This window comes from Micromonospora sp. CNZ295, from assembly GCF_004217535.1.
Genome location: NZ_SHKZ01000001.1, coordinates 3630348 through 3644897, shown reverse-complemented (window position 1 = coordinate 3644897; position 14550 = coordinate 3630348). Strand labels below are relative to the sequence as shown.

Here is a 14550-nt window from a genome sequence, read left to right as displayed (position 1 = left end):
CGCACCCGGCGGGGCGGCGTCCACCCGCACGCTCGACCCCGCTGCCCCCCGGGGCGGTGCGGCGGGGCGGGCGGGTACGACCTGAGGCGTACGCCGGGTCAGCCGCCGGGGGTGACGAGGCCGCTCTCGTACGCCAGCACCACCGCCTGGACCCGGTCGCGGAGCCGCAGCTTCGCCAGGATCCGCCCGACGTGGGTCTTCACGGTCGCCTCGGCCACGTGCATCCGGTCGGCGATCTCGGCGTTGGACAGGCCCTGGGCCACCAGCAGCAGGACCTCCCGTTCCCGGTCGGTGAGCTGGGCCAGGCGCGGGTCCTCGGCGGGGCCGGGCCCGAGCTGGCCGGCGAACCGGTCGAGCAGCCGGCGGGTGATCGGTGGCGCCACCACCGAGTCGCCGTGGGCGACCACCCGGATCGCGGTGAGCAGTTCCTCGGGCGGGACGTTCTTGAGCAGGAACCCGCTGGCTCCCGCGCGCAGCGCGGCGAACGCGTCCGCCTCGGTGTCGAAGGTGGTGAGCACCAGCACGCGCGGCGGCCCCGGGGGCCGGCCGGCACACAGCCGGCGGGTCGCCTCCACGCCGTCCATGGTGGGCATCCGCAGGTCCATCACCACCACGTCGGCCTCGACGCGGGCCAGCACGCGCAGCGCGTCGGCCCCGTCGATGGCCTCGCCGACCACCTCCAGGTCGGGCTGGGAGTCAAGCACCATCCGGAAGCCGGCCCGGACCAGCGCCTGGTCGTCGACGATCACCACCCGGACGGTCACGCCGTCACCTCGCCGCGCCCGGCGGCGACCCGACGCGCCACGGTGCCGTGCCTGATGGTCCGCTCGACCAGCCCGCTCATGCCGCCACCGCCTCGGTGGTCGCCGCGGGCAGCGGCAGCCGCGCCTGGACCTGCCAGCCGCCGGCGAGCCGGGGGCCGGCGGTGAGCTGCCCGTCGTACACGCCGACCCGCTCCCGCATGCCGACCAGGCCGTGCCCGCCGGACGGCGCGGGCCGCACCGGCGGCCGGCCACGACCGTCGTCCACCACCCGCACGCCGACGGCGCCGGCGGTGTGTTCGAGGGTGACCTCGACGGTCGCGCCCACCCCGGCGTGCTTGAGCGCGTTGGTGAGCGCCTCCTGCAGCACCCGGTAGACGGTCAGTTCCAGGCCGGGTGGCAGCGGCGCGGGCTCGCCGGCGACGGTCCAGCGCACCCGCAGGCCGGCGTCGGAGAAGCGGTCCAGCAGGGCGGGCAGCTCGGCGAGGGCCGGGCGGCGGTGCGCGGGCTCGACCACCGCGCCATCCGGGCCGACCGCCGCCTCGGGCCCGGCCGCCGTCGCCGGCGGGCTCGGCTCCCGGAGTACGCCGACCAGCCGGCGCATCTCCTCGAGCGCCTGGCGGCCGGTGTCGGCGACCACCTTGACGGCGTCGCGGGCGGCCGCCGGGTCGCGGTCGATCGTGAAGCGGGCACCGTCGGCCTGGACGATCATCACGGCCATGCTGTGCGCGACGACGTCGTGCAGTTCCCGGGCGATCCGGGCGCGCTCGCCGGCCACGGCGGCGCGCGCCTCGGCCTCCCGTTCGCGCTCCAGGGTCGCGGCCCGCTCCTCCAGGCTGAGCACGTAGAGCCGGCGGGTACGCACGTTGAGCCCGACCAGCCAGACCGCCCCGGTGACCAGCCCGAGGTAGATGGCGCTGGCCCACCAGACGGGACCCTCGGTCTGGAGGGAGGCCAGCACCACGCCGACCGCGGCGGCCAGGCCGGCCAGCACGCCGTCGCGGAGCCGCTCGGCGTACTTGACCACGCTGTAGAGGGCGACGAGCACGGCGATGTCGTACGGCAGTGGCCCCCACCCGGCGACCACCTGCACCAGGGCGAGCACGGCCACGACGGCGGCGACGGCGGACGGGTGGGTGCGGCGGAACAGCAGCGCAACGGCCATCCCGACGCCGACCAGGGTGGCCAGCCAGCCGCCCGGCTGGGCCACCGCCCCGGCGAGGCCGAGGAGCAGCACGGCACCGGAGACGAAGAGGTCGAAGGCGACGCCACGCAGCGGGCGGCCGAAGATCGTCCGGTTCACGGTCACCCAGGGTACGCGCCGGTGACCGGGCCGGTCAGGAACCGAGGAGCTCCCGCATCCGGTTGATCTCGACGTGCTGCTCGACGGCGACCGAGTTGGCGAACTCCTGGAGGATCGGCTCGGCGCCCACCTTCAGCAGGTTGCTCGACATCTCGACGGCGCCGGCGTGGTGTTCGCTCATCATCTGCACGAAGAGCCGGTCGAACTCGGCGCCGCGGGCGTCGGCGAGTCGCCGCATCGCCTCGGGCGACTGCATGCCCCGCATGGTGCCGTGGTCGTGCCCGGCGACGTCGGCGGAGAGGTTCCGGGCCTGCAGCCAGGCCCGCATGACGCCGATCTCGGGTGCCTGCGCCGCCCGGATCCGGTCGGCCAGGGCCCTCACCTTCGGGTCGGCGGCCCGTTCCGGGGCGAGCGCGGCCATCTCCAGGGCCTGCTCGTGGTGCGGGATCATCATCCGCACGTACCAGGCGTCCAGCGAGTTGTGGGTCGGCGACGCGGTCGCGCGTACCTCCTCGGCGGGACGGACCTGGGCGGACTCCCCCGGGCGGCCGGGCACGATGACCGACGGGCCGGCGCCGCCGCTCGACGGGGTCGCGGCCTTCGGCTCGGGTGGCGTGCGGTCCGCCTCCGACCCCGACCGGAGCAGCACGGTGGCGACGATCAGCAGGAGGGCAACCGTTGTGACGGTCGCCAGCACCCATCTGCCTCGGACGGTCATCCGACACCCCCTGCAGGTCGAGGTCGTGGCGATCGTATCCATTGGCGACGATCGAAAAATGTGACCTGGGTCACATCGATGTTGCTCAAGCAAACAGTAATGTGACCTGAATCATCATCCCCTTACGAAGGGACTCGCCGATGATCAGATCCACCTCATCCAGACCGGCCTGGCGCCGCCTCGCCGGCATCGCCGCCACCGGCCTCCTCGTGGCAACCGTCGCGGGCGTCCCGACCGGCGCTTCGGCGGCGCCGGTCGAGGCCACCGTCGACCGGGGCGCCACTGTGGACTCCGCCGCCGCCCAGCTCGCGGTGGACGAGGTCGCCAGCAGCCCCAACATCCGGCAGATCGCCAGCCTGCCGAAGCAGGCCCCGTTCGACACCATGTCGGCGTACGGCACCGACATCGCGTTCCAGGGACCGTTCGCGTATGTCGGCAACTACGAGGGCTTCACCATCTACAACATCGCGAACGCGGCGGCACCGAAGATCATGTCGACGGTGCACTGCCCGGGTTCGCAGAACGACATCTCGGTCTACGGCAACCTGCTCTTCCTCTCCACCGACTCCTCGCGGAGCGACGACTCGTGCGCGAGCACGTCGCAGTCCGCCCGGGAGAAGGACTCGTGGGAGGGCATGAAGATCTTCGATGTCAGCAACCCGGTGAAGCCGCGGTACATCAAGTCCGTCGAGACGAACTGCGGGTCGCACACCCACACCCTGGTGCCGGGCAAGGACAAGCAGACCGTCTACCTGTACGTCTCGTCGTACAGCCCGTCGGCGTCCTTCCCGGACTGCCAGCCGCCGCACGACTCGATCTCGATCGTGAAGGTGCCGGTGAAGTCGCCGACCGACGCGGCCGTCGTGGCCACGCCGAACCTCTTCCCCGACGGTGGTTACCAGAACACCAGCGGCTGCCACGACATCACGGTGTTCCCGGAGAAGGACCTGGCGGCCGGCGCCTGCATGGGTGACGGAATCCTGATGGACATCTCCGACCGGGAGGCCCCCCGGGTCGTCCACGGGGTCCGCGACACGGTGAACTTCGCGTTCTGGCACTCGGCCACGTTCAACAACACCGGCACCAAGGTCGTCTTCACCGACGAGCTCGGTGGCGGCGGCGCGGCGACCTGCAACGTGGCCGTCGGGCCGAACCGGGGCGCGAACGCCGTCTACGACATCGTCGACGGGAAACTGGTCTTCCGCAGCTACTACAAGATCCCGCGGGAGAACGCCAACACCGAGAACTGCGTCGCCCACAACGGCTCGCTGATCCCGGTGCCCGGCCGCGACATTATGGTCCAGGCCTGGTACCAGGGTGGCATCTCGGTCTGGGACTTCACCGACTCGGCGCAGCCGAAGGAGATCGGTTTCTGGGAGCGGGGCCCGCTCTCCGACACCCAGCTGATCCTCGGCGGCTCGTGGTCCGCGTACTACTACAACGGCCACGTCTACTCCAGCGACATCCAGAAGGGCTTCGACGTCCTGAAGATCGACGAGTCGTCGATCCCGGGCGCGAAGACCCACCACTACACGCGGCTCAACGTCCAGACCCAACCGAGCTACTGACGTTCGGGCGGAGCTGACCCGAGCGCCCCCGGGGCCCGGCCTTCCCCGGAAGGCCGGGCCCCGACCACGCTTGGACCTATCGATGACAATCAGTCGGCGGTAAGGTGTGACCAGTCATCATCCCCTTGCGAAGGGCGCCGCCGATGATCAGATTCCGCACGCCGCGGTCCCGACGGCTCGCCACCCTGAGCCTGGCCACGGCCGGCCTCCTCGTCGCCAGCCTGGTCGGCGCCGCACCCGGCAGCGCCGGGGTGGCGGCCCCGTCCGGCACCGCCGACACCATCCCGGGCGTCGACGAGATCCGGAGCAGTCCCAACCTCACGCAGGTCGCCAGCCTGCCGAAGGAGGCCCCGCTCGACGCGACGAACAGCGACCTCGCCTTCCAGGGCCGGTACGCGTTCGCCGGCAACTACAACGGCTTCGTCATCTACGACGTCTCGAGGCCGGCCGCGCCGACCGTCGTGTCGCGCGTGCTCTGCCCGGGGTCGCAGAACGACATCTCCGTCCACGGTGACCTGCTCTTCCTCTCCACCGACTCGCCCCGCAGCGACGACTCCTGCGCCAGCACCGCGGTGCCGTCGAGCGAGACCCGGTGGGAGGGCATCAAGATCTTCGACATCCGGGACAAGGCCAACCCGCGCTACGTCAAGAGCGTGCAGACCGCCTGCGGCTCGCACACCCACACCCTGGTGCCGGGCAAGAACCACAAGACGGTGTACGTCTACGTCTCCTCGTACGGCCCCTCCGACACGTACGTCGGTTGCCCGCAGCCGCACGACTCCATCTCCATCATCAAGGTGCCGGTGAAGTCGCCCACCGACGCGGCCGTGGTGGCCGTGCCGAACCTCTTCCCCGACGGCGGCTTCGCGGGCGTGCCGGGGCAGAAGTCCGCCACCAGCGGCTGCCACGACATCACCGTCTACCCCAGCCGGAACCTTGCCGCCGGGGCCTGCATGGGCGACGGCATCCTGATGGACATCTCGAACCGGGAGGCACCCCGGATCATCAACCGGGTCCGGGACACGGAGAACTTCGCGTTCTGGCACTCGGCCACGTTCAACAACGCCGGCACCAAGGTGGTCTTCACCGACGAGCTCGGCGGCGGCGGCGCCGCCACCTGCAACGAGACCGTCGGGCCGAACCGCGGCGCCGACGCGATCTACGACATCGTCGGGCGCGGCAACAACCGCGCGATGGTCTTCCGCAGCTACTTCAAGATCCCCCGGGCCAACGCCGACACCGAGAACTGCGTGGCGCACAACGGCTCGCTGGTGCCGGTGTTCGGACGGGACATCATGGTCCAGGCCTGGTACCAGGGCGGCATCTCGGTCTGGGACTTCACCGATTCGGCCAACCCGCGGGAGATCGCGTACTGGGAGCGGGGACCGCTCAACGCGGAGCGCCTCGTCGGCGGCGGCAGCTGGTCCGCGTACTGGTACAACGGCTACATCTACTCCAACGACATCGCGAAGGGCCTGGACGTCCTCAAGCTCACCGACTGGCGTACGTGGACAGCGAACCTGGTCCGCTACCGGGAGCTGAACGTGCAGACCCAGCCCAGCTACCTCGGCTGACCACCGCACCACCGGGCCCGGCTCCTCCCGCGCGGGGCCGGGCCCGGGTCGTGTCGCGGTCAGGCCGTCGACACCCGGTACGCCCGCGCGCCGCCCGCCGCCGTGGTCAACCGGATCTCGCCACCGCGCAGGTCGTAGCCGACCGACCACCGGGTGTGCGCCTGGCGCACCTCGGTGAGCAGGCGCGCCGCCGCCGCGACGTCGACCGCACCGCCGGCCCCGTCCAGGGCGGCGGCGATCCGGCCGTACCGGTGGTCGGCGCGGCGGCGCTGCTCGGGCACGCCGACGACCGGCTCGTTGGTCAGCGCGCGCCAGGCGGTGTGCCCCTGCTCCACCCGCATCCGGCCGTCCACGAACTCGACCACGGCGCTCGCCCCGGTCGCGTCGGCGATCAAATAGTGCAGTGGCGGGCCGCCCGAGAAGTCCAGGTTGTGCCGGCGGAAGACGGCGACCGCCTCATCGACGGTGGCCGCCCGGTCCAGCACGAGGCGCTGGATCCGGACCGACCCCACGGTCGTCCGCCCGGGTACCGGGTCCGCCCGCGCCCCGTCGTCGGCCGCCAGGCCGATCGCCAGACCGCGCTCGTTCATGCCGTCGAACGGCAGCAGCGGCGCGTCGAGCAGCCGCCGGTCGCCCGCGGGGTCGGCGCCCACCCCGAGGTACGAGATGTCGACCAGGGAGATCGAGGCGTACCCGTCCGGCGGGTCGGTACGCAGCACCAGCGCCGGGTTGGGTCCCAGTCGAAGTTGCGCGCGAACAGGGGCCGGGCCGGGTCGCCCGCGGCCACGAAGAGGGAACACCCGAACGGTTCGGCGGAGCGGCTCGCGTCGGTGCCGGCCGTCGCGTCGTACGCCCCGACGTAGGTCATCTCGTACAGCGGAAGGTCGTCGACCCGGCGCAGGCTGGCCAGGGTCCGGGTGACCTCGCCGGCGTCCTGACGGGACGCGCCCGGGAGCCCGGTCGTCGCGGCGCCCGCCGGCGCGGACGGCCCGGTCGTCGCTGCCGGGGCGGACGATGTGGAACAGGCGGTGACGGCGATCAGGAGTGCGACGCCGGCGCCCGGAAGCTTCCTCCGCATACCCGTTCGACGCGCCGGCCCGCGCCGCCGGTTGTCAGCGGTTACCGGTGAATCCGGTCGAGCTGGCCGCGGATCGCCTCGGGGCACAGCGCCGGCCGTCCACCGGCTTGCCCCACGGTGGCGCCGGCCGCCGCCGCTGCCGTCCCACCGGTGTCCGCCACCTCGTCGACCAGCCGCACGAGATCGCGCGCCGGCTGAGCCGTGCCGGTCCCGGCCGGCGGGGCCGGGACCCGACACCCCCGTCAGCGGCGGCGCACCGGCAACTGCAGTTCGGTCACGCCGCCGGACGGATCGTCCGCGCAGTACTCGACGTACAGTTCGCGGGCGTAGCCGTCCGCTCGCCAGCCGTTCTCCTCGATCCACCGGGCGAGCACCTGCATCGTGCCCTCCACCTCGTCCATCGGCCCGTGGTGGATGACGGTCGCGGCGGCCGGCACCGCCGGCAGGTCGACCACCGCGACGTCCCGGAGCCGGTCCGGGTCGACGGCCACGCCGACGCCGGCGTGGACGACGACCTTCTCGCCGTCGCCGGCCGGCTCGTAGTAGGCCAGGCCCGGCCCGGTCGGCGGCACGCCCGCCGCCTCCAGCCGCCGGAACAGCTCCGGGTAGAGCGGCTGGATCACCGGGCCGATGTCGGCGGTCTCGTAGCCGGCGGCGACGGCCGTCAGCTCCGCGACGCGGACCGGCGGGAGTTCCTTGAGTACGACGTCCTGGGTGGTCATGCGACCCTCCGTCTCGATGGCCCGGAGCCTCGCCTCGATCCCGGCCAGCCGGGCGGTGTCGGCCGCGAGCTGCGCCTCCAGTTGGGCGCGGCGCAGCCGCAGCATGCCCCACAGCTCGGCGACGTCCAGCACCTCGTCGAGGATCGCCTGCACCTGGGCCAGGGTGAGGCCGAGGTCCTTGAGCGCGATCACCCGGTTGAGCCGGCGAAGCTGCTCGGCGGTGTAGTACCGGTACCCGCTGTGCGGGTCGACGGCGGCCGGCCGGAGCAGGCCGATGCTGTCGTAGTGGCGCAGCATGCGTACCGACACCCGACCGAGCCGGGCGAAGTCTCCGATGGTGAACATGGTTCCTCCACGGTCGGCCCTGACACCGTGTCAGAGTCAACCAGGGCCGTGTCACCCCGGCAGCGGCGCACCGTCCCCGCGGGTCCGCCGCGGCCCGACCAGCCGGCGGACGACCGGCACCGCATTCCACCTCGCCGCGCCCACCAGGTCCCGGGCGTGCTCCAGGAGCGTGTAGTCGCGGCGGGCCCGCCCGGCGGCGATCGCCCGGTCCAGGTCGTTCCCGCAGCGGGTCAGCACGCTGTCGAAGTCGCGCCGCACCGGCTCGAGCAGGTCGTAGCCGAACCAGCGGTGCAGCCGCGCGAAGAGCGGCTTGTAGAGCCGGGCCCGCTCGTGCAGGCCCGAGGAGTACGACATCGGGTTCTTCGGCCGCCGCCGGATGTAGTCGGGCAGCAGGTCGGCGAACGCCCGACGGATGATCCACTTCTCCTGGCCCTCGCGCATCTTCAACCCGACCGGCAGCCGCATCGCCAGCTCCACCACGGCCGGGTCGAGGAACGGCACCCGGGCCTCCACCCCGTACGCCATGCTCGCCCGGTCGACCCGCTGCAACTCCGTACGGCAGAGGTTGCGGATCTTGTGGAGGAAGAGCCGGCGGGCCGCCTCGGGGCCGACCTGGTGGTACATGGGGTAGCCGCCGAACAGCTCGTCCGAGCCGTCGCCGGTGAGCACCACCTTCACGCCCAGCTCCCGCACGCGGCGGAACAGCGGCACCGAGACCACCGCGTTGATGATGTCGCCGTACTCGGTGAGTTCCGAGATGCGGATGGCCTCCCGGATCTCCGCCAGCCGGATGTCGCGCGGGCGCAGCTCCACCACCTCGTGCGGCACGCCGAGATCCCGGGCCAGCCGCCGCGCGTACGCGAGGTCGGGGCTCTCCGGCACGCCGACGGTGACGGCGACGCAGTCCGGGTGCATCTCGCGTACGTGCAGCAGGGCCAGCGAGCTGTCCAGTCCGCCGGAGAGCACCACGCCCACGGTGAGGTCGGTGTCCACCCGGGCCCGGATGCTGTCGGTGAGGGCGGCACGGACGAGCAGGGCGGCCTCGTCCGGGTCGTCCACCGTCGGCAGTCCCTGACCCAGGGAGAGCAGGTCGACGTACGGGCGCAGCCGGACCGGCCGGTCGGCGTCCGCCCAGCCGTGGTGTCCGGGCGGTACCTCGACGATCGGCGTGCCGAAGCCGACCAGGGCCTTGACCTCGCTCGCCACGTGCAGGCAGCCCGGGGTCCGGGTCCAGTACAGCGGCTTGACGCCGAGCGGGTCGCGGACCAGGTAGGCGCGGCCGCTGGCCCGCTCCAGGATGGCGAACGCGTACTCGCCGCGCAGCCGGGAGACCATCCCCTCGCCCCAGCGCAGGTACGCGGCGAGCACCACCTCGGTGTCGCTCACGCTGCGGAAGCGGTGTCCGAGCGCGGTCAGCTCCGCCCGCAGCTCGTGGTGGTTGAAGACCTCGCCGTTGTAGCAGAGCACCCAGCGCTCGTCGGCGGAGACCCAGGGCTGGACCGCCCGCTCGCGGTCCACCACCCGCAGCCGGCGTACGCCGGTGAGCAGGCCGTTCTCGTACCGGGTCTCGGTCACCTCGCCACGGGTGTCCAGCGTGGCGAGCATCCGCCGGAAGATGGCGGGATCGGCCTCCGGGCCGAGGCTGACGGCGATGCCGCACATCGGCTCAGACCCCCATCTCGGCTTCGTACGCGCGCCGCAGCCGGCGGCGTGCCCCCGGGGCGAGGCACAGGTGCCAGGCCTGCCCCTCGTCGATGACGTTGACCTCGCCGGTCCGCTGCCGGGCGAGCAGCAGGTCGGCCAGCGTGTCCCGGGCCCCGAACCGGCCGAACCACTCCAGCTCCACGTCCACCGCCCAGCCGAGGCAGTGGCCGCTGGGCACCATCGCCGAGTAGCCCAGCCGCCGCAACCGGTGCTGGTGCTCGGCGCTGCGGACCAGGCTGGTCACCCACAGCGGCGGCGTGCCGACCGGGGTCCGGGCGGCGAACTCCCGGCCGATGTCGTTGAGCAGCGCCACGACCTCCCGGCGGGCACGGCGGAACAGCAGGCCGGCCGTGCGGGGGGTGGCGGCGGGCCGGAGCCGGCGCCGCAGCGCCCGCACCCCGCGGCCGAGCAGCGTGGCCGGCTGCTCCTGGTAGCGGAAGCGCAGCAGGTCGCGCCGGCGCAGCCACTCCAGGTCGACCAGGTCGGGGCTGCCGTTCACCTGCTCGTCGGTGAGGTACGTGGGCGCGTCGCGCCACCACATCACGTCGATTCGCGAAAGCAGGTAGATCCGGACGAGGGCGGTGAGGTCCGCCGCCGAGCTGCGCTCGTTCGGCTGGTACCGCGCCATCTCCAGCAGCAGCGTCTCCCGGGCGCCGACCAGGCCCTGCGGCGTGGCGTTCAGCACCGCGGCGATGGCCGGCTCGCGCAGCCGCTGGTCGATCAGCACCTGGCGGGCCGCGGTGCCGGGGGCACCGGCGAGGGCGCCGACCTCGATCAGCAGTTCGTCGACGGCCGCCCGGTACGCGTCGAGGTCGGGCTCCACGGCCGGGGCACGCCGGGACAGGGCGGAGACGCGTCGCCGGGGCGGGGCGGAGGGCGAGAACGGACCGGGTTGCTGTCCCGGGCTTCGGCTGGGCACACGCATTGGTCGGGTCCTCTCTCCCGTCGCGGCATCACGGCGTACGTCACCCTGCGTGACACGGTAATCACGCGCAGCGGCAGGAGTCCGAACAATCCTCCTATCCCACCCACACGAATTCAGCCCGGCCCGGGAGGGACCAACCGCGTCGCCCGGGGACAGCCGGCTCAGCGTGGTCCATCACCGGCCAGGTCGGCGAGTCTTTACATCGTTGTATCCAACGTTGTAGAAACGGACGGAGTGATCCTCGTCGACATTCCCCACCCCCGAGGCAGGTCTGATGAGACGACTCCGACGTGGCGGCGCGCTCGCCACCGTGCTCGCTCTGCTGGTCGCCGCGGCGCCGTCCACCGCGGCCACCGCCACCGCCGCCGGCGACCGCTACCGGAACCCGGTCTCCGCCGGGTTCGCCGACACCTTCGCCGACCCGGTAATCGTGCGCGGCGAGGACGGCTACTGGTACGCGTACGGCACCACCGACCCGCTGCGCGAGGGCGAAAAGCGGTTCCACCCGGTGCCGATGGCCCGCTCGGCCGACCTGGTCGACTGGACGTACGTGGGCGACGCCTTCGGCGCCGACCAGCGCCCGCCGTACGCCGCCGACGGCGCCGGCTTCTGGGCGCCGGACGTGCGCCGGATCGGCGACCGGTGGGTCATGTACGTGACGGTCACCGACACCACCGTCGCACCCGAGGGTGGGGACTTCGCCATCGGCGCGGCGACCGCGCCCTCCCCCACCGGCCCGTGGACCTTCGCCGACGAACCCGTCGTCGCGCCCCGCCCCGGCGGGGGCGGCGGCTGGCTGTGGACCATCGACCCGAGCGGGTTCACCGACCTCGACGGCACCCACTACCTCTACTACGGCAGCTACTACGGCGGAGTCTCGGTCACCGCGCTCTCGGCGGACGGGTTGCGCGCGGTGGGCGAGCCGACCCTGGTCGCCATCGACAACAAGTTCGAGGGCAGCTACGTGCTGCGGCACGACGGCTGGTACTACCTCTTCGCGTCCACCGCCAACTGCTGCGCCGGGCCGGCCACCGGCTACTCCGTGCACGTCGGACGCTCCCGCGGCCCGCGCGGCCCGTTCGTCGACCGCGACGGCCTGCCGCTGGTCGCCTCCCGGGCCGGCGGCACCCCGGTGCTCACCCAGAACGGCAACCGCTGGATCGGCACCGGCCACAACGGATTCCTCACCGACCTGTCCGGCCAGGACTGGATCGTCTACCACGGCCTCGACCGGGCGGACCCGTACCTGGACGAGCCGTTCGGCATCAACGAGCGGCCGATGCTGCTCGACCGGCTGGACTGGGTGGACGGCTGGCCGACGGTGAACGCCGGGGCCGGCCCCTCCGACGGCCCCCGCCCGGCGCCGGTCACCACCGGCCGCCTCGACGAGCGCTTCGACGCCGGTCTCGCCGGCTGGCGGGGCGCCGGGCACTGGCGGACCGTCGACGGGCGTCTGGTCGGCAGCGGCACGCTGACCAGCCGCAGCACCCTCGGCGGGGACGTCCGGGCGGAGACCGACCTGCGGGTGGCGAACGCGGCCAGCGCCGGGCTCCGGCTCGGCCACCGGGTGGAGGTCACCGTGGACGCGGCCACCCGCCGCCTGGTCGCCCGGGACGGCACGCGGGTCGCCGCCGCGCCCCTGCCCGCCGGGTGGCGGGCGTCCGACCCGGCCAACCTCGCCGTCGAGGTACGGGGCCGGCAGCTCGTCGCCGAGCTGAGCCCGGCCCGCCTCGGCGACCAGCTCGCCACGGTGGCGCTGCGCCTCGATCGCCCGGTGGCGGCCCGGCTCGCCCTGACCGCCGCCGGCGGCGACGCGGAGTTCGACAACGCCAGCGTGGCCCGCCTGCACCGGCCGGTCACCCGCACCGTGCCCGAGCCCCGGGCCGGCGCGCCGACACCGGGCTACTCCGACGAGTTCGACGACGGGCTCGACGGCCGCTGGACGTGGGTCCGCCCGGACCCGGCCGCCACGGTCGGCGGTGGCGCCCTGCACTGGCCGGTGCAGGACGGCGACCTGGTCGGCGCCGGCGGCACTGCCGGCGTCCTGCTGCGCGACGCGCCGGCCGGTGACTACGTGGTCGAGACGAAGGTGACCCTCGACCTCGGCGAGGAGACCGTCCGCAACTACCAGCAGGCCGGGCTCGTCGCGTACGTCGACGACGACCGGTTCGCCCGGCTCGCCCAGGTGGCGATCTGGAACACCCGCCAGGTCGAGTACGGCTACGAACTGCCCTTCGCCGGCCAGCCGGTGTACGGCGGCAGCATCGTCGGCACCCCGGCCACCACCACCTGGCTACGGCTGGCCCACCGGGTGGACCCGGCCACCGGCGAATACGAGTTCCGCGCCGGCGCGAGCCGCGACGGTCGCTCGTGGACCTGGGGTGCGGTGTGGACGTTCCCGGCCGACACCACGCCGCGGATCGGCCTGGTCGCCCACGGCGGCTCCCAGCCCGCGGTCACGGCGACCTTCGACTACCTCCGGTTCCGGTGAGACGAAGGGTCCCCGGTCAACGCCTGGCGTTGTTCCGGGGACCCCTCCCGACACATCGTCAGAGCTTCTCGTAGCAGGGCCGGTCGAGCGTGTAGGCCGCCGCGGTCGGCCCGGTGAACAGGTCCCGGACCTGGCTGACCCCGGTCGGGGCGGCCTGGTCCGGTTTGTAGATGGCGGTCACCCGCACCGCACCGTCGTTCGGCCCGGCGGCGTAGTTGCCGGCCCCGTCGGGCAGCATGCCCTCGTAGTCGACCTTGGTCAGGGACTTGACCGCCTTCAGCAGCCCGGCCCGGGTCAGGTCACCGTCGGCGACGGCCTTCTCCAGCGCCGCCTTCATCGGGTACGACCACACCCAGCCGGCCGTGTAGCCGTCGTTCGGGGCGATGCCCGGGAACGCCTCCCGCAGCGCCCGGTGCCCCGGCGTGTCGGTGGCCCAGGCGTTCCACGGCGCGGACTGCTCGTACTTCGCCAGCAGCGCCGGGGCGGCCGGGCTCTGCAGCAGCGCCGGGTTCCAGGTCGGGCTCGTGCCGATGAACCGGCCGGCGAAACCACGGGCGGCGGCCTGGCCGACGATCGTGGCCGCGTCCGCCGGGCCCATCGTCAGCACCACCAGGTCCGGCTTGCCGGTGAGGATGGCCTGGATGGCACCGGCCTGCTTGTCCGCACCCGAGTCGGTCTTGACGTCGGTGAACGTCATGCCGAGCGCCTCGGCGCCGAGCTTCACCCCGGCGGCGGCGTCGTCGCCGTAGTCGCCGGCCAGGTGCACCGCCAGCACCGACTTCGGGCTGTACGCCTCCCGCGCGTAGTCGAGGGCGTTCATCGACTCGATGCAGTAGTTGGCGCCGGACTCGATGATCACGTCCTCGAACGCGTACCCCGAGGTCCAGGCGGCCGGCGCGGCGATCACGTTGTTCGCTTTCATGTCGCCCAGGATCGCGCCCGTGGTGGGCGAACCGAGGCTCTGCGCCAGCGCCAGCACGTTCGGCTTGATCTCCTGGTAGACCTGGTTGTGGGTCTGTGGGTTGTACTTGTTGTCGCGCACGTACCGGGTGACGTCCACCTCGTAGTCGCCGATCCCGCCGGCCGTGTTGGCCCGCTTCCAGAACGCCTTCTGCGCGTCGGTGATCGGCACGGCGAGCGCCCGGAAGGGGCCCTCCGTCAGGTCGGAGATGATGCCCAGGTAGATGCAGCCCTTGTTCTTGTCCACCGCCTCCGGGCACGGCTCGGCGGTCACGCCCACGTCGGTCTTCAGGCCGGCGGCGTCGGTCTCGGTGTCACCACCCCGGCAGGCGGTGACGCTGCCGGCCAGCAGGAGCACGGCCGCCCCCAGGGCGATCCGTGACGTCGCTCTTCTCATGGCT

At 73.0% G+C, this 14550-nt stretch carries 11 protein-coding genes; 3 read left to right on the top strand and 8 right to left on the bottom strand.

What is annotated here, in order from left to right:
* Nucleotides 1-98: 98 nt before the first annotated feature.
* From EV376_RS17195 to EV376_RS17185, 3 genes are all read right to left on the bottom strand, one after another.
* Nucleotides 99-764 carry a response regulator transcription factor gene (locus EV376_RS17195; RefSeq protein WP_130324481.1) on the bottom strand — a complete coding sequence of 222 codons (666 nt, stop codon included), beginning with the start codon at nt 762-764 and terminating at the stop codon, nt 99-101.
* Nucleotides 765-840: 76 nt separating this feature from the next.
* The gene (locus EV376_RS17190; protein ID WP_130324479.1) at nt 841-2070 is read right to left on the bottom strand and encodes a sensor histidine kinase; all 1230 of its coding nucleotides are present in this window, start codon (nt 2068-2070) and stop codon (nt 841-843) included.
* Nucleotides 2071-2098: 28 nt separating this feature from the next.
* Nucleotides 2099-2782 carry a DUF305 domain-containing protein gene (locus EV376_RS17185; protein WP_130324477.1) on the bottom strand — a complete coding sequence of 228 codons (684 nt, stop codon included), beginning with the start codon at nt 2780-2782 and terminating at the stop codon, nt 2099-2101.
* Nucleotides 2783-2922: 140 nt separating this feature from the next.
* Here EV376_RS17185 and EV376_RS17180 point away from each other — a divergent pair, with 140 nt between their 5' ends.
* Entirely contained in the window at nt 2923-4350 is a 1428-nt protein-coding gene (locus EV376_RS17180; RefSeq protein ID WP_130324475.1) for an LVIVD repeat-containing protein, read from the top strand.
* 143 nt (nt 4351-4493) lie between these two features.
* Entirely contained in the window at nt 4494-5924 is a 1431-nt protein-coding gene (locus tag EV376_RS17175; RefSeq protein WP_130324473.1) for an LVIVD repeat-containing protein, read from the top strand.
* 59 nt (nt 5925-5983) lie between these two features.
* On the opposite strand, the gene EV376_RS30920 is transcribed toward EV376_RS17175, so the two are convergent.
* The 4 genes from EV376_RS30920 to EV376_RS17155 all read right to left on the bottom strand — a co-directional run bounded on the left by EV376_RS30920 (nt 5984) and on the right by EV376_RS17155 (nt 10698).
* Nucleotides 5984-6643, bottom strand: a complete 660-nt coding sequence (locus tag EV376_RS30920) for a linear amide C-N hydrolase (RefSeq protein WP_486482668.1) — start codon at nt 6641-6643, stop codon at nt 5984-5986.
* 601 nt (nt 6644-7244) lie between these two features.
* A complete protein-coding gene (locus EV376_RS17165; protein WP_130324471.1) occupies nt 7245-8069 on the bottom strand; it encodes a MerR family transcriptional regulator in 825 nt (274 codons plus the stop codon).
* Nucleotides 8070-8120: 51 nt separating this feature from the next.
* Nucleotides 8121-9731: an asparagine synthase-related protein gene (locus EV376_RS17160; RefSeq protein WP_130324469.1), complete on the bottom strand. Its 1611-nt coding sequence runs from the start codon at nt 9729-9731 to the stop codon at nt 8121-8123.
* Nucleotides 9732-9735: 4 nt separating this feature from the next.
* Nucleotides 9736-10698, bottom strand: a complete 963-nt coding sequence (locus EV376_RS17155) for a DUF5715 family protein (protein WP_130324467.1) — start codon at nt 10696-10698, stop codon at nt 9736-9738.
* A 274-nt stretch (nt 10699-10972) separates the two neighbouring features.
* On the opposite strand from EV376_RS17155, the gene EV376_RS17150 reads away from it, so the two are divergent.
* Nucleotides 10973-13189: a glycoside hydrolase family 43 protein gene (locus EV376_RS17150; protein WP_130324465.1), complete on the top strand. Its 2217-nt coding sequence runs from the start codon at nt 10973-10975 to the stop codon at nt 13187-13189.
* Nucleotides 13190-13247: 58 nt separating this feature from the next.
* On the opposite strand, the gene EV376_RS17145 is transcribed toward EV376_RS17150, so the two are convergent.
* Nucleotides 13248-14546 carry an ABC transporter substrate-binding protein gene (locus EV376_RS17145; RefSeq protein WP_130324463.1) on the bottom strand — a complete coding sequence of 433 codons (1299 nt, stop codon included), beginning with the start codon at nt 14544-14546 and terminating at the stop codon, nt 13248-13250.
* Nucleotides 14547-14550: the final 4 nt, after the last annotated feature.

Bases quoted from the DNA above. Each gene is read 5' to 3' on its own strand.
- EV376_RS17185 (WP_130324477.1), bottom strand. From the start codon at position 2,782: ATGACCGTCCGAGGCAGATGGGTGCTGGCGACCGTCACAACGGTTGCC.
- EV376_RS17180 (WP_130324475.1), top strand. From the start codon at position 2,923: ATGATCAGATCCACCTCATCCAGACCGGCCTGGCGCCGCCTCGCCGGC.
- EV376_RS17175 (WP_130324473.1), top strand. From the start codon at position 4,494: ATGATCAGATTCCGCACGCCGCGGTCCCGACGGCTCGCCACCCTGAGC.
- EV376_RS17165 (WP_130324471.1), bottom strand. From the start codon at position 8,069: ATGTTCACCATCGGAGACTTCGCCCGGCTCGGTCGGGTGTCGGTACGC.
- EV376_RS17160 (WP_130324469.1), bottom strand. From the start codon at position 9,731: ATGTGCGGCATCGCCGTCAGCCTCGGCCCGGAGGCCGATCCCGCCATC.
- EV376_RS17155 (WP_130324467.1), bottom strand. From the start codon at position 10,698: ATGCGTGTGCCCAGCCGAAGCCCGGGACAGCAACCCGGTCCGTTCTCG.
- EV376_RS17150 (WP_130324465.1), top strand. From the start codon at position 10,973: ATGAGACGACTCCGACGTGGCGGCGCGCTCGCCACCGTGCTCGCTCTG.
- EV376_RS17145 (WP_130324463.1), bottom strand. From the start codon at position 14,546: ATGAGAAGAGCGACGTCACGGATCGCCCTGGGGGCGGCCGTGCTCCTG.